Origin of the sequence: Rhizobium sp. N621, from assembly GCF_001664325.1 — a bacterium.
Taxonomy (GTDB): domain Bacteria; phylum Pseudomonadota; class Alphaproteobacteria; order Rhizobiales; family Rhizobiaceae; genus Rhizobium; species Rhizobium esperanzae.
The window spans coordinates 3,574,297-3,593,134 of record NZ_CP013495.1; the positions used below are offsets into that span (position 1 = coordinate 3,574,297).

General features: G+C 61.5%; 17 protein-coding genes. 7 read left to right on the forward strand and 10 right to left on the reverse strand.

What is annotated here, in order from left to right; all coding sequences use genetic code 11:
* Positions 1–65 precede the first annotated feature (65 nt).
* Positions 66–539 carry a cupin domain-containing protein gene (locus tag AMK00_RS17305; protein WP_003581913.1) on the forward strand — a complete coding sequence of 158 codons (474 nt, stop codon included), beginning with the start codon at positions 66–68 and terminating at the stop codon, positions 537–539.
* 21 nt (positions 540–560) lie between these two features.
* Here the strand turns inward: AMK00_RS17305 and AMK00_RS17310 are convergent, their stop codons facing one another.
* The 5 genes from AMK00_RS17310 to AMK00_RS17330 all read right to left on the reverse strand — a co-directional run bounded on the left by AMK00_RS17310 (position 561) and on the right by AMK00_RS17330 (position 6,544).
* Entirely contained in the window at positions 561–1,670 is a 1,110-nt protein-coding gene (locus AMK00_RS17310) for a sn-glycerol-3-phosphate import ATP-binding protein UgpC (RefSeq protein WP_064811195.1), read from the reverse strand.
* 12 nt (positions 1,671–1,682) lie between these two features.
* Positions 1,683–2,597 (reverse strand): ABC transporter permease subunit, encoded by a 915-nt coding sequence (locus AMK00_RS17315; protein WP_016733961.1) that lies wholly within the window; start codon positions 2,595–2,597, stop codon positions 1,683–1,685.
* 10 nt (positions 2,598–2,607) lie between these two features.
* On the reverse strand, positions 2,608–3,492 hold the full coding sequence (locus AMK00_RS17320) for a carbohydrate ABC transporter permease (protein WP_012485023.1): 885 nt from the start codon (positions 3,490–3,492) through the stop codon (positions 2,608–2,610).
* 127 nt (positions 3,493–3,619) lie between these two features.
* The gene (locus AMK00_RS17325) at positions 3,620–4,975 is read right to left on the reverse strand and encodes an extracellular solute-binding protein (RefSeq protein WP_064811196.1); all 1,356 of its coding nucleotides are present in this window, start codon (positions 4,973–4,975) and stop codon (positions 3,620–3,622) included.
* 363 nt (positions 4,976–5,338) lie between these two features.
* A complete protein-coding gene (locus tag AMK00_RS17330) occupies positions 5,339–6,544 on the reverse strand; it encodes an ROK family transcriptional regulator (protein WP_064811197.1) in 1,206 nt (401 codons plus the stop codon).
* A 228-nt stretch (positions 6,545–6,772) separates the two neighbouring features.
* On the opposite strand from AMK00_RS17330, the gene AMK00_RS17335 reads away from it, so the two are divergent.
* The 6 genes from AMK00_RS17335 to AMK00_RS17360 all read left to right on the forward strand — a co-directional run bounded on the left by AMK00_RS17335 (position 6,773) and on the right by AMK00_RS17360 (position 12,841).
* Positions 6,773–8,011, forward strand: a complete 1,239-nt coding sequence (locus AMK00_RS17335; protein WP_064804611.1) for an extracellular solute-binding protein — start codon at positions 6,773–6,775, stop codon at positions 8,009–8,011.
* Positions 8,012–8,086: 75 nt separating this feature from the next.
* Positions 8,087–8,971, forward strand: coding sequence for a carbohydrate ABC transporter permease (locus AMK00_RS17340; protein WP_064811198.1), 885 nt, complete (start codon positions 8,087–8,089; stop codon positions 8,969–8,971).
* Complete coding sequence (locus tag AMK00_RS17345) at positions 8,971–9,816, forward strand: carbohydrate ABC transporter permease (RefSeq protein WP_064811199.1); 846 nt, start codon at positions 8,971–8,973, stop codon at positions 9,814–9,816. The genes AMK00_RS17340 and AMK00_RS17345 overlap by 1 nt, the downstream gene beginning before the upstream one ends.
* Entirely contained in the window at positions 9,813–10,835 is a 1,023-nt protein-coding gene (locus tag AMK00_RS17350) for an SIS domain-containing protein (RefSeq protein ID WP_064811200.1), read from the forward strand. The genes AMK00_RS17345 and AMK00_RS17350 overlap by 4 nt, the downstream gene beginning before the upstream one ends.
* Positions 10,836–11,765, forward strand: a complete 930-nt coding sequence (locus tag AMK00_RS17355) for a PfkB family carbohydrate kinase (protein ID WP_064804619.1) — start codon at positions 10,836–10,838, stop codon at positions 11,763–11,765. It abuts the gene before it with no gap.
* On the forward strand, positions 11,762–12,841 hold the full coding sequence (locus AMK00_RS17360; RefSeq protein ID WP_064811201.1) for an ABC transporter ATP-binding protein: 1,080 nt from the start codon (positions 11,762–11,764) through the stop codon (positions 12,839–12,841). Before AMK00_RS17355 ends, AMK00_RS17360 begins: the two co-directional genes overlap by 4 nt.
* Before the next feature lie 20 nt (positions 12,842–12,861).
* On the opposite strand, the gene AMK00_RS17365 is transcribed toward AMK00_RS17360, so the two are convergent.
* The 5 genes from AMK00_RS17365 to AMK00_RS17385 form a co-directional block, all read right to left on the reverse strand.
* Positions 12,862–13,689, reverse strand: coding sequence for a glycoside hydrolase family 16 protein (locus tag AMK00_RS17365; protein ID WP_064811202.1), 828 nt, complete (start codon positions 13,687–13,689; stop codon positions 12,862–12,864).
* 50 nt (positions 13,690–13,739) lie between these two features.
* Complete coding sequence (locus AMK00_RS17370; RefSeq protein ID WP_064811203.1) at positions 13,740–15,221, reverse strand: lipopolysaccharide biosynthesis protein; 1,482 nt, start codon at positions 15,219–15,221, stop codon at positions 13,740–13,742.
* Between the two features lie 75 nt (positions 15,222–15,296).
* The gene (locus AMK00_RS17375; protein ID WP_064804627.1) at positions 15,297–16,541 is read right to left on the reverse strand and encodes a glycosyltransferase family 4 protein; all 1,245 of its coding nucleotides are present in this window, start codon (positions 16,539–16,541) and stop codon (positions 15,297–15,299) included.
* Positions 16,538–17,884, reverse strand: a complete 1,347-nt coding sequence (locus AMK00_RS17380) for a glycosyltransferase family 4 protein (RefSeq protein ID WP_064811204.1) — start codon at positions 17,882–17,884, stop codon at positions 16,538–16,540. Before AMK00_RS17380 ends, AMK00_RS17375 begins: the two co-directional genes overlap by 4 nt.
* A complete protein-coding gene (locus AMK00_RS17385) occupies positions 17,884–18,618 on the reverse strand; it encodes a Crp/Fnr family transcriptional regulator (protein ID WP_064811205.1) in 735 nt (244 codons plus the stop codon). Before AMK00_RS17385 ends, AMK00_RS17380 begins: the two co-directional genes overlap by 1 nt.
* Between the last annotated feature and the right edge of the window lie 220 nt (positions 18,619–18,838).

The window sequence follows — 18,838 nt, forward strand, 5'->3', positions numbered from 1 at the left end:
ATAAATCCGCTTGGCCGTCGCGCCGCGCCTGCCTAGATTGTCTGCATCGAAGGTGGAGGCAAGGCATGAGCGACGATCACGAGCATCACCACATCGACTGGCGGGAACATGGCGTCAAGGTCATCCCCGGCAATTCGCTCGATCCCAACACTGCGCAGACGCCGGGCATGAACCGCGCGACGGCGATCAACAATGCGCGCGCCGGCGCTGAGAAGATCTGGGCGGGCACGGTGACGATCCATGCCAACGCCAAGACCGGCGCCCATCATCACGGCGATCTCGAAAGCATCATCTACGTCGTCAAGGGCAAGGCCCGCATGCGCTGGGGCGAGCATCTGGAATATACCGCCGAGGCCGGCCCCGGCGATTTCATCTATGTTCCGCCCTACGTGCCGCACCAGGAGATCAATGCCAGCCGCGACGAGACGCTGGAATGCGTGCTCGTCCGCTCAGGCCAGGAGCCCGTCGTCGTCAATCTCGATATCGAGCCGGTCGAAAAGCCGGAAGACGTTCCCTGGATCGACCCGATCCATCGCTGATGACAGCCGGCCATGAGGTCGTCAGGCGTGGACGGCACCGGCGCTGCTCATGGCGGAATTCTCGATGATCCGGCCGGTATCAGCGGCATAGAGGTGGATCGCATTGTGATCGATCGCGATGCCGATCGGATCACCCGATTTCACCGTGACGGCCTCGGTCAGCGCCACGGCGAACGGCAGTCCGTCGAAATCGGCATGAACGACGCGGCTTGCGCCAAGTTCTTCGATGAAATCGGCCGTTGCCACCAGAGCGCCGGGCGCATCCGGCGCCACCAGCCGGGCGGCCTCGGCGCGCATGCCGAGCACGACGCGTTTGCCTTTCAGCGCTGCGGCGCGTTCGCGCGGTAGCACGATCTTGCGGCTCTGATCGTAGACGAAGACGCCCTCGTCGTTGATCGTGCCTTCGAGCAGGTTCATCGCCGGCGTGCCGACGAAGCCCGCGACGAAACGCGAGACCGGATGATGATAGACCTCTTCCGGTGTACCGACCTGCTCCACCCTGCCGCCGTTCATCACCACCAGCCGGTCGGCCAGCGTCATCGCCTCGGTCTGGTCATGCGTGACGAAGATCGAGGTGGCGCCGAGGCGGCGGTGCAGGCGGCGGATTTCCGCGCGCATGGCGATGCGCAGCTTCGCGTCCAGGTTCGACAAGGGTTCGTCGAAGAGGAACACCTTCGGCTCGCGGATCATCGCACGCCCCATGGCGACGCGCTGGCGCTGGCCGCCGGAAAGCGCGGCCGGGCGGCGGTCGAGGAAAGGTTCGAGGCTGAGCGCCTTGGCGACCTCGGCGATGCGCCGATTGCGCTCCGCCTTCGCAACGCCCGCAACCTTCAAGGCATAGCCGATATTCTCGGCGACGGTCATATGCGGATAGAGCGCGTAGTTCTGGAACACCATGGCGCAGCCACGCTCGCGCGGCTCCATCTGGTTGACGACGCGTCCGTCGATGGCGATTTCGCCGCCGGTGATTTCCTCGAGGCCGGCGATCATGCGCAGGAGCGTGGACTTGCCGCAGCCGGATGGGCCGAGGATGACGATGAATTCGCCGGATTGGATCTCCAGGTCGACGCCGTGAACGACGGGATGCTTGCCGTAGCTCTTCTTCACATCACGGATTGAGATCGGTGCCACAGGACTGCTCCTTCACTTCTCGGTGGAGATAAGGCCGCGCACGAACCAGCGCTGCATCAGGATGACGAGCAACAGAGGCGGCGACATGATGATAAGTGTCCCGGCCATGGCGACGTTCCAGTCGGGCAGGCCGAATTCGGACGGAATAAGGGTCTTCAACTGCGTCACCGCGATGCCGAAATTCGGATCGGTGGTGACCAGCAGCGGCCAGAGATACTGGTTCCAGGCCCAGACGAACATGATCGTGAACAGCGCGATCATGTTCGAGCGCGACAGCGGCAGCAGTATGTCGATGAAGAAGCGGACGGCGCCGGCGCCATCCATCTTCGTCGCCTCGGCAAGCTCGTCCGGAACAGTCAGATAGAACTGGCGGTAAAGGAAAGTGCCGGTCGCGGTCGCGACGAGCGGCGCCACGAGGCCGGTATAGGAATTCAACAGCCCCCATTCGAGCTTGATCTGGATGCCGGAGACCCAGGCGACGAGCGCGGTGATTCCAGTAAGGTCGAGGATCGTCTGAAACGGCTGCAATGCATTCGCCGCGATCGAATAGGTCGGCACGATGCGGACTTCCAGCGGCAGCATCAGCGTGATGAAGATGATCCAGAAGATCAGATGCCGGCCGCGGAAGCGGAAGTAGACGATCGAAAAGGCGGCCATGGCGGAAAGCATGACCTTGCCGGCGCCGACCGCTGTCGCGAAGATGATACTGTGGATCAGCTTGTTGCCGAGGTCGGCGCGGATCCAGGCAGCCTGTGCATTTTCCCAGAAATGCGAACCCGGGGTCAGCGGCAGCGGCACCCGGTTGACCGTCTCCAGATCGAGCGTCGATGCGATGATGACAATGACAAAAGGCAGAAGCGCGATCACCATGCCGAGCGCGAGTATCGTGTAGCAGATGAAGTTGAATATCGGCGTGCGTTCGATCATGTCCGCGATCTCACTTGTAGTGCACGCGCCGCTCGATGAAGCGGAACTGGAAGATGGTGAGAAGGACGACGAGCGCCATCAGGATGATCGACTGGGCGGCCGCACCCGAATAATCGAGCCCCCTGAAACCGTCGAAATAGATCTTGTAGACCATGAGCTCGGTCGCCCGCGCCGGTCCGCCCTGGGTCATGACGTCGACGATGCCGAAGGAATCCTGGAAGCTTTCGGTGATGTTGATGACGAGCAGGAAGAACAATGTCGGCGTCAACAGCGGCAATTGCAGGTCCCACATGCGACGCAGCGGCCCGGAACCGTCCATGGCCGCGGCCTCGATCAGCGAGCGGGGAATGCCCTGAAGAGCCGAAAGGAAGAAGATGAAATTATAGCCGATATATTTCCAGGAAAAGGCGATGATAACGGCGATCATCGCGTCCTTGCCGTCGAGTGCCGGGTTCCAGAGGCCGGGCCAGACATGATTGATTACGGAGAGAAGACCGGCCTCCGGCGCCAGAATGAAGCGGAAGGCAAGGCCGAGGGCGGGAGCGGCAATCGCGTAAGGCCAGATGAAGACCGACCGGTAGATTTTGTGGCCGCGCAGTTCACGGTCCGTCAACAGCGCCAGGATGAGCGCCATCCCCATGGCGATCGCCGTCGAGCTGAAGCCGAAGATCATGCTGCGGGTGATCGACTCCCAATAGATGGGATCGCTGAGCAGCTGTTTGAAATTGTCGAAACCGACCCAGGCATTGCCGCCACCCCACGGCTGCTCGAGCGTGAATGCCCAATAGAGCGCCTGCGCGCTCGGCCAGTAGAAGAAGACGAAGATCAGCAGCAGCATCGGAAATGCGAAGAGCAGTCCGATCGTCGTCGAGGAGAAAGTGACGCGCTTTTCCATGAGTGGTCGTTTTCGCCCGAGTTTGTTTAGGCGCGGGCAGCAGCTTTGCATCCGCGACCGATTAAGAGAGCTTACAAAGCCGCACCCGGCGCGCGCAAGGCGGCCGGGTGCGGCTCATATCGGACGGTCAGGGAAGCTGAACGTTCTTGTAAGTCTGCTGGAAGCGGCGCAGCAGCTGGTTGCCGCGATCGGCAGCACCGTCGAGCGAAGCCTGAACGTCGGCATTGTTGACGAAGATCGCCTGCAGGCCGTTGGCGATTTCGGTGCGAACCTGCAGCAGGCCGCCGAGGCGGATGCCGTGCGGAGCTGTGTCGCCCGCCGGCGATGCGGTCAGGCTCTGGATGGCGAGTTCGCGGCCGGCATAGGGAGCCTTGTCGTAGAAGCCCTGCTTCTTCAGATATTCGAAGCCGGAGTTACGAACCGGGATGTAGCCGGTGACGGTCGACCAGGTCAGAGCTTCCTCCGGCTTGGCGATAAAGTTGAAGAAGGCGGCAGCAGCCTTGTATTCGGTGTCGGTGTGGCCCTTCAGAACCCAGAGCGAAGCGCCGCCGACAAAGGAGCTGTGACGGGTTGCATTGCCGTAGGTCGGAAGCATCGAAACGCCCCAGTTCATGCCCTGCTTGGCGGTGCGGCCGATATTGCCGTGGTCGCCAACCGACGTCAGGATGACCTGGCAATCGCCGGCAGCGAAGGCTTCAACGAAGGTCTGGCCGACGGCCTTGTTCTTGATGACGGCGAGCTTGTTGTCGTACCAGGACTTGAGGTCCTTGATGTAGCTGACGAGGAGCGGGTTCTTGTTGAACACCAGCTCGGCATCGAGGCCTTCAAAGCCGTTCTTCTTCGTCGCGATCGCTTCGCCGTTGACGGCTTCGAACTGCTCGACGTACTGCCAGACTTCATTGTTGGAGATATCGAAGGCGAGCGGGCAGGCGTAGCCGGCGTCCTTCAGAGCCTTGAAATCTTCACCGGCTTCCTGCCAGGTGGCGGGAGCATGGTCCTTGCCGATCTTGGCGAAGGCATCCTTGTTCCAATAGAGCAGCGCGGTCGACGAGTTGAAGGGGAAGGAATACATCTCGCCCTTGGATGTCGCATAATAGTTTGCGATGCCGGAGAAGTAATCTTTCCAGTCGACCGTGTAGCCCATGTCGGTCATCAGCTGGTTAGCCGGATAGAAGGCGCCAGAGAGCATGATGTCGAGGGTTCCGGCGTCGGAGACCTGAGCAATGGTAGGCTGCTTGCCGGCGCGGAAAGCGGCAATCGTATTCTGCAGGGAAGCATCGTAGCTGCCCTGGCTGGTGCAGACGACTTCATAGTCGCCCTGCGACTGGTTGAAGCGATCGCACTGTTCCTGGACCCGCTTTGCGATGTCACCGGAATTGCCGAACCAGAAGTCGATCTTGGTCTTATCGGCGGCGGCAGCGGGACCAGCAAGAAACGCTGTAGCGAGAAGGGCGCCAACGGCGCCGAGAAGCTTGGCTTGCATGAGAACCTCGAACGTAAAAGAGACGCGCACTTTCAGCGCACGCCCTATTAGCTGGTCCAAATTGCCGCGGCCAATGAATATTCCATGACATGAAACAACCGAAATCGTGCCGTCACGAAACCTTCATGCGGATGTTATTTGCCACGGCTGAAGGCTATATTAAAGGAAGCCTCGCCAACCACCCCAGCGCACTGCCGAATAATTATATCTATACCAGAAATCCTATAAATTTCAATGATTTTCAATATTTGACTATACTTCACCAGCGCCTCTCTATTCGCTGCCATGGGTCGCTTGAAACTTACAAAGAGTGACCATTTCTGCCGTTGCACTGCTGTGCAACGCCCGGTTTCAGCGTCGAAATCAGCGGGAGTCCTTCAAGATTGCAGCAAAATGCGGATCGAATGCCCGGCCGATCGGTCCGGCGGCAGCACCGAGCGCCACCGACCACGGATCGGCCATGCCGGGTTGCAGACGCGGCAGCGTCCGGCCGCGCCGTTCGGCGATCGAGGGCAACAACGGGCCGATGGCCTCAATCAACCTGTTCACCAATGCCTCGGGTGCGCTGCCGCAGAGGATCACCGTCTGCGGATCGAAGATCGTTTCGATCAGATGGATGCTCCAGCGCAGGTCCGCAGCCGCCGTTTCGATCCAGGTGCCGATGCCTGGATCGCCCCTCGAGGCGAGGTCATTGATGTGTGCATGCAGATCGGGATCGGCGGGATCGGCCGAGAGATATTGGTAGAGCGAGGCGAGCGAGGCGCGGTGTTCGAGCGGGGTCGATTTGCCATCGGCAAAGAGCAGTGCCATGCCGATCTCGCCGGCATTGCCGTTGGCGCCACGATAGAGTTCGCCGTTCAGGATGAGACCGGCGCCAATGCCGTAACCGACGAACAGGCAGACGGCATGGTCGAGGCCATGCGCGGCCCCCACCATACGCTCCGCAGTCGCGGCCGCTGCCGCATCGTTCTGCAGACCGACATCGAGCCCGGTGCCGGCGGTCAGCGTGTCCAGCAGCGGAAACTTCTGCCAAGCCTCCATCATCCACGGATCGTCGCCGCTGCCGTCGATCCCGAAGGGACCTGGCATCGCGACGCCGAGGCCGACCAGCCGCTTCTCGGATTGCCGGACGATCCCGGCGAGCTTTAACCGGACACTGGCGACGAGATCGAGAATGACCTTCGTTCCTGTCGACGGGCCTCCCGGCGGCAGAACGGCCTCGGCGCGCACGAGAACGCTGCCTACGAGATCGACGGCGACCGCCCGCGTCACGTGCCGGTCGATCTGCAGGCCGATCGCAAAGGCGCCCTCGGGAACGAGCCGATACGGCGTCGAGGGCTGGCCCCTCCCCTTTCGCACCGCCTCCTGCGAACTGACGAGACCGTCGCGCTCGAGTTCCTCGATGATATTCGACACAGTCTGCTTGGTCAGCCGCGTCGCCCGCGCCAGATCGGCGCGCGAGAGCGCACCGTTGATCCTCAAGGCATCGATCATCACGCGCCGGTTATGCGCGCTGGTGCCTTCGTGATTGGTGCCGCTCTTGGCCCTGATGGGCCTGCTGTCATTCATGTGCAATTGCCTCTTGACTCCAGTAGAATGTTGAAGAAGTAATAAGTCAAGACAATTGACTTAATAAGGGACCGAAGAGTTCCTGGGAACGCAGGAAGCCGCACAGGGCCTCCAACGACGCTCCGAGATGACCAACCGGCACGTTTTGTTTCACGCGTGCCTTCTCGAAAACCGATGGCGGAAAATCCGCACTCGGCCATGCGTAAATGTCAAAAACTGGAGGCTGCAATGCTGAAATCCTTGAACAAGACGCTTTTGGGTGCGGCCTTGATCGGCGCATCCCTTGCCCCGCATGCTTTCGCCGAAACGACGCTCAACGCGCTGTTCATGGCGCAGGCCGCTTACAGCGAGGCGGATGTGCGCGCCATGACCGACGCCTTCGCCAAGGCGAACCCCGATATCAAGGTCAATCTCGAATTCGTTCCCTATGAGGGGCTGCACGACAAGACGGTGCTGGCGCAGGGTTCCGGCGGCGGCTACGACGTCGTCCTCTTCGACGTCATCTGGCCGGCCGAATACGCCACCAACAAGGTGCTGGTCGACGTCTCCTCGCGCATCACCGACGAGATGAAGAAGGGCGTATTGCCGGGCGCCTGGACCACTGTGCAGTATGACGGCAAATATTACGGCATGCCGTGGATCCTCGACACCAAATACCTGTTCTACAACAAGGAGATCCTGGAGAAGGCCGGCATCAAGGCGCCACCGAAGACCTGGGACGAACTGGCCGAGCAGGCAAAGACCATCAAGGACAAGGGTCTGCTCGCCACGCCGATCTCCTGGAGCTGGTCGCAGGCCGAAGCCGCCATCTGCGACTACACCACGCTCGTCAGTGCCTATGGCGGCGATTTCCTGAAGGATGGCAAACCAGCCTTTCAGAGCGGCGGCGGTCTCGATGCGCTGAAATACATGGTCGCGAGCTATACATCGGGCCTGACCAATCCGAACTCCAAGGAATTTCTGGAAGAAGACGTTCGCAAGGTCTTCCAGAACGGCGACGCCGCCTTCGCGCTGAACTGGACCTACATGTACAACATGGCCAACGACCCGAAGGACAGCAAGGTCGCGGGCAAGGTCGGCGTCGTGCCGGCACCGGGTGTCGCCGGCAAGAGCGAGGCTTCGGCCGTCAACGGCTCGATGGGCCTCGGTATCACCTCCGCCAGCCAGCATCCCGACGAGGCCTGGAAGTACATCGCCTTCATGACCTCGCAGGCCACGCAGAACGCCTATGCCAAGCTCAGCCTGCCGATCTGGGCATCCTCTTATGATGACCCGAATGTCACCAAAGGCCAGGAAGAGCTGATCTCCGCTGCCAAGATCGGCCTCGCCGCCATGTATCCGCGCCCGACGACGCCGAAATATCAGGAGCTGTCGACCGCGCTGCAGCAGGCGATCCAGGAATCGCTGCTCGGCCAGTCCACGCCCGAGGACGCGCTGAAGTCGGCGGCCGACAACAGCGGTCTCTGAGCCCCCGCATGAAATCCCGGGCGGCGCCCGTCGTCGCCCGGCCTCCCGAACCTATGAATGAAAAGGGCCGCCTCGATGTCGGGCACTTGGCTGACAACCCGCGCGTGGCTTCTCATGCTGCCGCTTCTCGTGGTAATGATCTCGGTGATCGGCTGGCCTCTCGTCGATACCGTCGGCCTCTCCTTCACCGATGCCAAGCTCGTCGGCACCGAGGGAAGCTTCGTCGGCCTCGACAATTACGTGAAGATGCTCTCCGGCTCGAATTTCCAGCGCACACTGATCACCACCGCATGGTTCGCGATCGTCTCGGTTGCCGCCGAAATGGTGATCGGCGTCCTTGCGGCTCTGTTGCTGAACCAGCAATTCCGTGGCCGCACCGCGCTCCGCGCCCTGATGATCCTGCCCTGGGCGCTGCCGACCGTCGTCAACGCCACGCTCTGGCGGCTGATCTACAATCCGGAATATGGCGCGCTGAACGCCGCGCTGACCCAGCTCGGCCTGCTCGATGCCTATCGTTCCTGGCTGGGCGAACCCGGCACGGCGCTCGCCGCCCTCATCGTCGCCGACTGCTGGAAAAATTTTCCCTTAGTGGCGCTGATCGCGCTCGCAGCACTCCAGGCCGTGCCGCGCGACATCACCGCGGCGTCGCTCGTCGACGGCGCCGGCCCGCTCGCCCGCTTCCGCTTCGTCATCCTGCCCTATCTCGCCGGCCCGCTGATGGTGGCGCTGGTGCTGCGCACGATCGAGGCCTTCAAGGTGTTCGACATCATCTGGGTCATGACCCGCGGCGGACCGGCCAACAGCACGCGAACGCTCTCGATTCTGGTGTATCAGGAGGCCTTCTCTTTCCAGCGCGCGGGCTCGGGCGCATCGCTCGCCTTGATCGTCACGCTGCTGGTGACGCTGCTCGCCGCAGGCTACGCGGCCCTTGTGCGCAAGACCGCCGGGAGTGCCGTCTGATGGAACGCCGGAGCCCGCTCTTTTCCGCTTTCATTCACCTCTCGGCGCTGCTGCTTGCCGCCGTCATCCTGGCGCCGATCCTGTGGCTTTTCATCATGAGCATCGCGCCGGCGGCCGATCTCGCCGCAAAGCCGCTGCGCTGGTGGCCGCAAGCCATTGATTTCTCGCGATACCAGGTGCTGCTGTCGACGCTCGAAAACAGCGCCGGCGCCGCTTTCACCTCGTCATTGCGCAACAGCATCGAGGTGGCCGGCATGGCGACGATCGCCGCCATCGCGCTCGCAATTCCCGCCGGTTGGGCAGTGTCGCGCACACCTTCCCTCGGCTGGTCGCTATCGATGGTGATCGCGACCTACATGCTGCCACCGGTGGCGCTCGCCGTGCCGCTCTATATGGGCCTCTCCCATCTCGGGATGCTGAACAACGTCTTCGGCCTCGCCCTCGTCTATCTGACGATCCTGGCGCCCTTCACCACCTGGCTGATGAAATCAGGCTTCGATTCCATCCCGCGCGAGATCGAATCGGCGGCGATGATCGACGGTGCCGGCCTGTTTCAGACGCTGAAGATCATCACGCTGCCGCTTGCCGCCCCGGTGGTGGCGACCTCGAGCCTCTTCGCCTTCCTGCTGGCCTGGGATGAATTTTTCTATGCGCTGCTCTTCACCTCGGACCAGCGCGCCAAGACGCTGACCGTCGCCATCGCTGATCTCGCCGGCGGCCGCGTTTCCGATTACGGACTGATCGCCACGGCAGGCGTGCTCGCCGCCCTGCCCCCGGTGCTGATCGGTCTCGTCATGCAACGCGCCCTGATCTCGGGGCTCACCAGCGGCGGCGTCAAGGGATGAACATGACAACAGAAAGAATTCGACCCGCCGGGCTTGCGGCGATCGATCGCGAAATGGCCCGCCAGCACGCCGATGCAATCACCTCTTATCAATCGGCCGGGCCGATGGCGGCAAGAGCCGCCGCCTCGCTTGAGAAGACCGGGCGGCTGCTCCTGGTCGGCATGGGCGGCTCACATGCCGTCAACCGCGCCGTCGAGCCGCTCTATCGCGCGCTCGGCATCGACGCCGTCGCCCTGCCGCTCTCCGATCAGCTCGGCCAGCCGCTGCCGATCGCCGGCAGGACGATCTTCGTCACCTCGCAATCAGGCCAAAGTGCCGAGGTCGTGCGTTGGTTCAACGAGACCGGCGGCACCGAGGACACTTTCGGCCTGACGCTTGAAGCAGGCGCCTTCCTGGCAAGAACCGCCCCATCGCTCGTTGGCAGCGGCGGCACCGAGCTTGCCTTCGCAGCCACCCGCAGTCTGACGGTGACTTTTGCTCTGCATCTGGCAATCCTTGCCGCGCTCGGCGAAGATCCCGCAGCCGCGCTTGCTGTCCTTGAAGCGCCTGAAGACCACGACATCACCGCCGCCCTCGCCGCACTTGAAAATGTTGCGACCGTCGTCACCTCGGGCCGCCGTCTGCAGGGCGTTGCCGAGGCCTTGGCCCTGGGATTGACCGAATTGTCGCGCCGCCCCTGCTTCTCGCTCGAAGGCGGTCAGCTCCGCCACGGTCCGATGGAGATGCTCGGCCCGGAAATCGGCGTCGTGCTGTTCCGCGGCCAGGATGAAACCGCCGGCCTGGTTACAGCAATGGCGATGTCTGCTGTCGAGACCGGCGCTCCCGTCATCCTCTTTGACGCATCGACAGAAGCTCCGGTGGCCGATGCGGTCACAATCCGCTTTCGCCCGGCGACAGGCCTTGCCGCGATCTTCGCCATGCTGCCGGTTGCCCAGCGGCTGATGATCGGCTTTGCCGACACCCGCGTCGAGAATGCCGGAACGCCGGTTCGATCCACCAAGATTACCCGGAGCGAATGAATGCGGCCGCTTGCAGTCATCGGCAACGTCAATGTCGACCTGATCCTCGGACCGGCCGCCCCCTGGCCCAAGGCCGGGACGGAAATCATCGTCGATCACGACGAGCTCAGGGTCGGGGGATCGGCCGGCAACAGCGCACTCGCCTGGCAGGCGCTCGGGGTCGAATTCGAGATCGCCGCCAATATCGGCAGCGACCAGTTCGGCCGCTGGCTGGCCGAAGCCTTCGGCCACCGTTCCGCGAAGTGGCCGGTGCGCCCCGAACAAACGACCCTCTCCGTCGGCATCACCCATCCTGACGGCGAGCGCACCTTCTTCACGACGCGGGGCCATCTGCCGCGCTTCAGCCTCGCCGATGTTTTCGCCGTCATCGACGGCGAAAAGCTGCGCGGCGGCTGTGCGCTTCTCTGCGGCGGCTTCCTGACCGACGATCTGACCCGCCAATATGACGCCTTCTTCGACTGGGCCGAGAGCCATGACATCGCCGTCGCCCTCGATACCGGCTGGCCGCTCGACGGCTGGACCGAGCAGAATTGCGCTGCGACACGGGCCTGGCTTTCTCGCAGCCGCATCGCGCTGCTCAACGAGGTCGAGTCGACGACGCTTGCCGGCATCGCCGATCCGATCGAAGCCGCCCGGCACATCAGCTCGCATATGCCGCAAGGTGCGATCGTCGTCGTCAAGCGCGGCCCCGATGGCGCAATCGCGATCGGGGCTGACGGCCAACTGGCTACGGTGACTGCGCCTATTGTCGCAGTAGTCGATACCATCGGCGCCGGCGATGTCTTCAATGCCGCCTTTCTCGCAGCGCTGGCAAAGGATGAGCCTTTGATATCTTGCCTGAGGGCCGGAACCGAGGTCGCCTCTCGCGCCATCTCCACGCTTCCCCGCAGCTATGGCGACCCGACCTCTCGTCAGGAGCCACAGTCATGAGCGCGCTCGATATCGAAAATATCCGCAAGACCTATGGCGACGTCGAGACGCTGAAGGGTATCGATATTTCCCTGGAAAGCGGCGAATTCCTCGTACTGCTCGGTTCCTCCGGCTGCGGCAAGTCAACGCTCTTGAACATCATCGCCGGCCTTGCCGAGGCGACGAGCGGTGACATCAGGATTGGCGGCCGCTCAGTGCTCCGCGTGCATCCGAAGGACCGCGACATCGCCATGGTCTTTCAATCCTATGCGCTCTATCCCAATCTGACGGTGCATAGGAATATCGGCTTCGGCCTGGAAATGCGTAAAGTTCCGACGCCCGAGCGTGACAAAGCGGTGCGCGATGCCGCAAAGCTCCTGCAGATCGAAAATCTTCTCGATCGCAAGCCGAGCCAGCTCTCCGGCGGCCAGCGCCAGCGCGTCGCGATCGGCCGCGCGCTGGTGCGCAAGCCGGAGGTGTTCCTCTTCGACGAGCCGCTCTCCAACCTCGACGCCAAGCTGCGCATGGAAATGCGCACCGAAATCAAGCGGCTGCACCGGATACTGAAGACGACGGTGGTCTATGTCACCCATGACCAGATCGAGGCGATGACGCTGGCGAGCCGCATCGCCGTCATGCGCGACGGCCGCATCGAACAGCTGGGCACGCCGGAAGAAATCTACAACAGTCCGGCGACGCTCTATGTCGCGACCTTCGTCGGCGCGCCGCCGATGAACCTGCTGGCGGCAACGATCCGAGATGATCGACTGGTGCTCTCGGGTTCCGATACCAGCCTGCCTCTGCCCGTCCGCTTCGGCAAGGCGGCAGCCGATGGCCGCGACCTCATTCTTGGCATCCGCCCCGAGGCGCTTCGCACGGCTGGATCCGGGGCTTCGCTCGAGGCAACCGTGGAGGTTGCGGAGTTGACCGGCCCGGAGCTCGTCGTCACCGCCCTCGCGGGAAACCAACGGCTGATGGCCTGCCTGCCGCCGCGCACACCGGTCCGCGACGGCGAAAAACTCACGCTCTTCTTTGACGAGCAGGCGATGCATCTCTTCGATGCGCAAACCGGTCTCAGTTGCCTCCGCGAGCAATAGAGCGATCAACGGTCGCTCGCTCAATTCGCCGCGTCGGCCGGCTTGCGCTTGTAAACGTGGATATAGTCGACGAGCAGGATGGAAGGATTTGGCGTTTCATCGATCGGCCAGCCCGAGCCGAGCGCCAAGTTCACCAGCGGATAGAACGGCATATGGAACTCCTTCGGCGTGTCGAAGCTCCACAGGTACTGGCGATCCAGATAGAAGGTCGTCTTGTCGGCCCGGATATCGACGCCGTAGGTATGATACTCGCTGTTCAAAATTCCATCCTGGACGGTTTTCCAATAGCCGCCATTGGAATTCTCACCGCCGTGGGCCTGGCGCCAGATATGAAAGCCCATGCTGAACTCGTAGGGCGCGCGTCCATAATATTCCAGCACGTCGATCTCGGCGGTGTATTTCGACTGGTCGAGCCCGATGAGCCAGAAGGCTGGCCAAACCCCTTTGCCCGGCGGCAGCTTCATCCTCGCTTCGAAATAGCCGAACTGCTGCGAGAAGCCTTCGCCTTTCGGGTTGACCGCCGAGAGCAGGCCCGACCGCCAGGTTCCATCCTCTCCCTTACGCGCTTCGATCTTCAGGATTCCCTGATCGGTCGTAAACGGAAAATCGGACGCCGGATCCGTGAAACGGGCGTCGCCGAAATCACCGTTCCAGGGCGTATGAGCGATCCAGCGGGAGCTTCTCTCTCCCCACGCCGAGACATCGAGGCTGTCGAAATTCTCCTCGAACGTCAGCTGATAGGCATTCATGTTGATCGGTTCCTGGGCGACGCTAGGCTGGCCGGGCAATGCCCCCAGACCGAGAACAACGAGCAGACCCAAGCTCTTAGAAGATATGCCGTAACGCATTGCGCTTCTCCGAAACCGCCAAAATAATCGTTGGACTGCACCGGTCTTTCTCATGAAATGAGAATTCTTTTTCGTCGCGGCATGAGCCGGTGAACGACGATGGTCTCGACGCCGTCGGGCCTTCCCAGAATCTGCCATAGCAACAGCGCGAAGACCCAAAAGATCGTCGCCGCCGCCGCGCTGCAAAGCGCCAGGCCGACGATCAGGCCGAAGCCGGCAGGCATGGCGGCGAGCTTGGGGCCCATCCAGAGCAGGAAAGCGATCATCGGCAGGCTCGCGGCCAGAGGCCTGCAAAAGGAAGTCAGCTGCGCGGCAAAACTCGCCCCGATCAACCGCCGAGTGATGATGAGCGACGCGGCATAAGCGACGAGAACCGCCACAACGCGCGCGCCGAGCGCACCCGCCACCTGGAAATAGACGATACCGAGGATGGTGACCGGGACCCTGACCAGGAATTCGGCGAACATCCGCAAGGCGAGGGAACGGGTTTTGTCCATGACCATCGCCAATGCCGGCACTATGTTCGTCGGAAGACCGAGCAGGCTCACCAGGCAGAGCCATTGCAGAATTGGTGCGGCGGATGCCCATTTCTCGCCGACGAGGACACGCACCGTCGGCTCGGCCAGAAAGGCGAGCGCAATAAGAATGGGCGCCGCGACGAAGGTGATTGCACTCGTGGCCTTCAAATAGGCGGCAACCAGGTTGCGACGATCTTCGACAGAGGAGAACGCCGCCATCAGCGGGCGCAGCAACGGGCCGACAAAGGTCTGATAGGGAATGCCGGCGATATTGTCGGCGACGCTGAAGGCGCCAAACGTCGACAGCCCGGCAAAACGCGGCAAAAGCAGCCGGTCGAGCTGCCAATTAATTGCGCTCAGCACCTGCGATACGGTATTCCAGCCGATCATATCCTGGAAACGCTTCCATTCCGACAGGCTGAACTTCGGCTGCATCGGCGCAAAGACATAGGAGGTGATCATCGCCGCGGTCGGGCCGGCGACCGCCCCGACCGCGAGCCCCCAATAGCTGCCCGTCGCCGCGGCCACCCCTGCCCCGAACAGGAGCGTCGATCCTTTGGTGATGAGGTCGAGCGCAAACTCGCGTTTGAAATCGAAACGCTGCATGAAAAGGACCATGCGAGGACTGATCATGCTCCGCATGGAGGGCGCGATCGAAAGCACAGTGACAAGCGCAAAAAGTCGGGAATCGTCGTAGATCACGGCCATCGGCCAGGAAATGACCATCATCAGCAGGCTGATGGCCAACCCTCTCAGCAGGCTCAACGTGAAAGCCGTCGCAAACATCTCCTCGGAGGGGGACGGCTGACGCATCAGGGCCTGCGTCAACGGCAGATCCAGGATTGCTTCGATAATGACCAGAACCGACGTCGCAATGGCGACCAATCCGAAATCCGCAGGACTCAACAATCTTGCCAGGACAAGCAGACTGACGAAATCCAGCAGTCGCGCGAGGAATTTTCCGCTGATCGTCCAGATGCTCGCCGTCGCCGTCCTCTGAGATAGGCTTGACATGATCTGTCTATTCCTCGTCGGCAGATTGAGACGGTTTCGATCGCGGCAGCAAGACAGGCAGCTCCAGTCTTGCCCTCAGACCGGTCGTCTATTGAAGGCATCGACGGACCGGTCGGCATGGGTGGAGAGCTGTTGCTCGATGAGCCCGGCCATCCGATTGCGGAAAACCGCCGAGGAAAATTTCAGCGAATGCGCGCGGATGGCTTGCGGATCGATATCGTCCTCCCCCTCTTCGAACGCCGCCATGGTTTCCAGCAAGGCCTCGGTGGTTTGCTCAGCGAAGCGAAAACCGACCTGCGGTGAAGATACCGTTTCCCTTGCGCCGCCGGCGTCGAAAGCGAGGACAGGCCGCCCTGATGCCATCGCTTCGACCGGCAGGATGCCGAAATCCTCCGTGCCCGGAAACAGCAGGGCGCGGCATCGCGAGAGGTGATCACGCAGGACATCGAACGGCTGATGGCCGAGGAATTGGACAGTCGGGCCGGCAATTGATTTCAGATAGGGCAACTGTTCTCCCTCTCCGATCACGATGAGCTTACGCCCGGCCGCGGTGCAGGCGCGAACAGCGATATCCGGCCGCTTGTAGGCCGTCAGCTGACCGGCATAGAGATAGAATTCGCCCTTCCCCTTCCCGACCGAAAAATCATCGGTGGCAACCGGGGGATGGATGACGATGGAATCCCGATCGTAGAAGCGGCGAATGCGGTTTGCGACGTAGTCGGAATTGGCAACGAACACGTCGACGCGGGACGACGTCGTCACGTCCCAGGCGCGCAGCATCGGCGCGGTGACCGACATCAAGGCACGTCCCACCCAGGGCAGACCATGCCGATAGACGTGGAACTGATCCCAGATGTAGCGCATCGGCGAATGGCAGTAACAGACATGAAGAGCGTCGGCGCGAGTAATGATGCCCTTGGCAGGCCCGGATTCGCTCGACAGCACGAGATCGTAGTCCTGCAGATCGAATTGTTCGAGCGCGAAGGGCATCAGCGGCAGCATCTTTGTGTAATGCCGCTGCGCGCCGGGGATCTTCTGCAGAAAGGACGTGCGGATGTTGCGCGTCTTGAGAAAATCGCTGATGCGATCCCGGTTGCAGACAAGGGTGAAGATGTCGGCCTGCGGAAACATGCGGCACAATTCTTCGACGACTTTCTCGCCGCCGCGCATCGAGACGAGCCAGTAATGCACGATGGCGACGCGCAGTTGCCTGGTTTCCTTGACGCTTCCCGCCTCGGCCACGCGTCTTTTCGCCATCACGGGCGCATCGCCGAGATATGCCCTTGCGTCGGAAAGAGAGGTTGTTGCTTTAAAGGTCAACGGAATACTCCTTGTGTCGCCACACCGTCTGTCAGCTCGGGAACCGCATTCGTCGAAAGCAGGCTGCAATATTCGGCAAGGAGCGCGTCGCGCCATTCCTCATGCGTCGAAGCGAGATCAGGCGACATCAGGAAGGCCCGCTCGCTCATGGCGCGGATTTCGTGCCTCGGCATTTGGCCAAATCGCGTCAATGTGTCGGCAAAGGCGGCTTCATCAGCCGTGTCGCAGGCAAACGCCATACCGGCGCGTTCCATTTCCTCGGCGAGAAAGGCGCTGCGCGACATGATGACCGGCAGGCCGCTTCTGGCCGCTTCGATCGCTACGAGGCCGAAAGGCTCGGGATAGCGCGATGGCATCAACAGGGCGCACGCCTTGCGGATGGTGGTGCCGATCTGCGCATGCGACTGCCAGCCGACGGCCCTGACGTGATCGCCGGAAGTTGCGACCAACGGCATCAGCGGCCCATCCCCAATCACGCAGAGCCTGGCGCCGGCTCTGCGTGTGGCGGCCACGGCGTCTTCCACGCCCTTTTCCTCGTCGAGCCGACCGATGAAGACAAACTCGTCGTTCGCCTCCGCCTCGACACGCTCTATCGACAAGGGGGCGACGGGATTGCGGATCGTCGTCAACCGCTCGGGCCGATAGCCGGCGCCGACGAGAAAGCCAGCCATCTTCTCATGCAGCAGGATGATCCGGCCGAAATCGGCTTCAGCCCTCAGCAACCGGAGGATATTCGAGCCGCGGGCGACCCGCCACAATTTGTGCGAATAACTTCTCTTGTCGCAAGCCGTCGCGATGCAGCCGGCACCGAGCGGACGACGAAGGCAAATCTCTTGCGCCTGATAATCGAAAAAGGCGCCGTTGGGACAGGCGGTGAAGAAGTCATGGGCGTGAACCACGCAGCGTGCCGCGACCGGAGCCAGTGCCCCGAAAAGCGCCGGAGACAGGATCTGGTGCCAGCCATGGACGTGGTAGACGGTATTCGCCGTATCTCTTGCGGCAATCCAATTCGCGACCATGCGGGCAGCCGCACCATTGTGAATGCCGGTCACGAAAGCCTTCGCACGCTCGGCGCTCAGCAGGTCGCGACTGTTCAATCCGACCATCGAGACCCCGATGGCAGCGAGCTCCGCATTGGCGGCGTCATCCCCGCAAATATAAGTCACGGGAATATCGAGGCCGCGAAAAAGCTTGGCCGACAGCACCGCCAGCCCCGTCGCCCCGCCCATGGCCACCGAGTAGTCGTCGATGACGACCACGCGATCGATCCTTGGCGTGCCGGGGCCTGGAAAGCGGCTGACATTTGCGGCGGATCGGAGGGCCTCGGAAAGCGACGGGTGCATCACTTCACCGAAAACGCGCCATTAGCACAGGCCTCGAGCGCCTTGCGGTTAAGAATTCGGATCCTACCCTGCCCTCCGTCGATAATCTTGCATTCCCGCAGGCGCCGTAGGCATTGATTGACCTTCTCGCGGGACGCCGGCAACGTCGCGGCCAGATCATTTTGCGAGATAGTCAGTTCGTTGCCGCTGTTTGCGGAATCTTTTCCGTAAACAGCCGAGAGCCGCAGCAACGTGCTCGCCAGTCTTGCCTGCAGGGTCGACGCCGCATTGGCGATTATTCTTTGTTCAAGCTCCGAGACACGCGCCAAAGCCCTTGAGAAGACTTTTTCGCGAAAGCACGGATCGGTGGCATACATGTCCCGCAGCAGCCGGCCCTCGAAGAAGTGCAGCTCGCAATTAGAACCGGCCCGGTATTCGAGGTTCAATGTCTGTCGGCGCAAGACCTCGAGCTCGCCGATCAGACCTGATTTCGCAATGATCTCGACGATGAATTCCCTGCCGTCAGGCAGCATCGTACTTGCACTGACCACCCCCGAATGCACGCGAGCGAACATGTCGACAAGAACGCCCGCCCCGGCAATGATCTCGCCGCGACGGAAACGCCGCATGCTCGAGCGGCAGGAAAGGAAGTCGTCTTCGATGACAATGCGACTGTTGAGGTGAATGCCGCTGGCCGAGATCGCGGCTTTGCTGATGCCGGGCCTGCGATCAGATGCATGTGTGATCCCGTCCATGCAATTCGCTCCTAATACTAGAATGGTCTCTCACCCATGCTGCATTGCATCAATTATATTGGATTACTACGTTAGTCAAATAACATCGGCGCTATCTAACGTAAAATTTAAGTCTACCTTCATAGAAATGCGAAGAACTCCCCACGTAAAATAGAACATTCTAAAATGCTCTAATAATTTCTACGATACGAGCCAAAATTGCCCATAAAGACGACTTAGT

Coding starts and splice junctions, on each gene's coding strand:
- AMK00_RS17305 (WP_003581913.1), top strand. CDS start 66: ATGAGCGACGATCACGAGCATCACCACATCGACTGGCGGGAACATGGC.
- AMK00_RS17315 (WP_016733961.1), bottom strand. CDS start 2,597: ATGATCGAACGCACGCCGATATTCAACTTCATCTGCTACACGATACTC.
- AMK00_RS17320 (WP_012485023.1), bottom strand. CDS start 3,492: ATGGAAAAGCGCGTCACTTTCTCCTCGACGACGATCGGACTGCTCTTC.
- AMK00_RS17325 (WP_064811196.1), bottom strand. CDS start 4,975: ATGCAAGCCAAGCTTCTCGGCGCCGTTGGCGCCCTTCTCGCTACAGCG.
- AMK00_RS17330 (WP_064811197.1), bottom strand. CDS start 6,544: ATGAATGACAGCAGGCCCATCAGGGCCAAGAGCGGCACCAATCACGAA.
- AMK00_RS17335 (WP_064804611.1), top strand. CDS start 6,773: ATGCTGAAATCCTTGAACAAGACGCTTTTGGGTGCGGCCTTGATCGGC.
- AMK00_RS17340 (WP_064811198.1), top strand. CDS start 8,087: ATGTCGGGCACTTGGCTGACAACCCGCGCGTGGCTTCTCATGCTGCCG.
- AMK00_RS17345 (WP_064811199.1), top strand. CDS start 8,971: ATGGAACGCCGGAGCCCGCTCTTTTCCGCTTTCATTCACCTCTCGGCG.
- AMK00_RS17350 (WP_064811200.1), top strand. CDS start 9,813: ATGAACATGACAACAGAAAGAATTCGACCCGCCGGGCTTGCGGCGATC.
- AMK00_RS17355 (WP_064804619.1), top strand. CDS start 10,836: ATGCGGCCGCTTGCAGTCATCGGCAACGTCAATGTCGACCTGATCCTC.
- AMK00_RS17360 (WP_064811201.1), top strand. CDS start 11,762: ATGAGCGCGCTCGATATCGAAAATATCCGCAAGACCTATGGCGACGTC.
- AMK00_RS17365 (WP_064811202.1), bottom strand. CDS start 13,689: ATGCGTTACGGCATATCTTCTAAGAGCTTGGGTCTGCTCGTTGTTCTC.
- AMK00_RS17370 (WP_064811203.1), bottom strand. CDS start 15,221: ATGTCAAGCCTATCTCAGAGGACGGCGACGGCGAGCATCTGGACGATC.
- AMK00_RS17380 (WP_064811204.1), bottom strand. CDS start 17,884: ATGCACCCGTCGCTTTCCGAGGCCCTCCGATCCGCCGCAAATGTCAGC.
- AMK00_RS17385 (WP_064811205.1), bottom strand. CDS start 18,618: ATGGACGGGATCACACATGCATCTGATCGCAGGCCCGGCATCAGCAAA.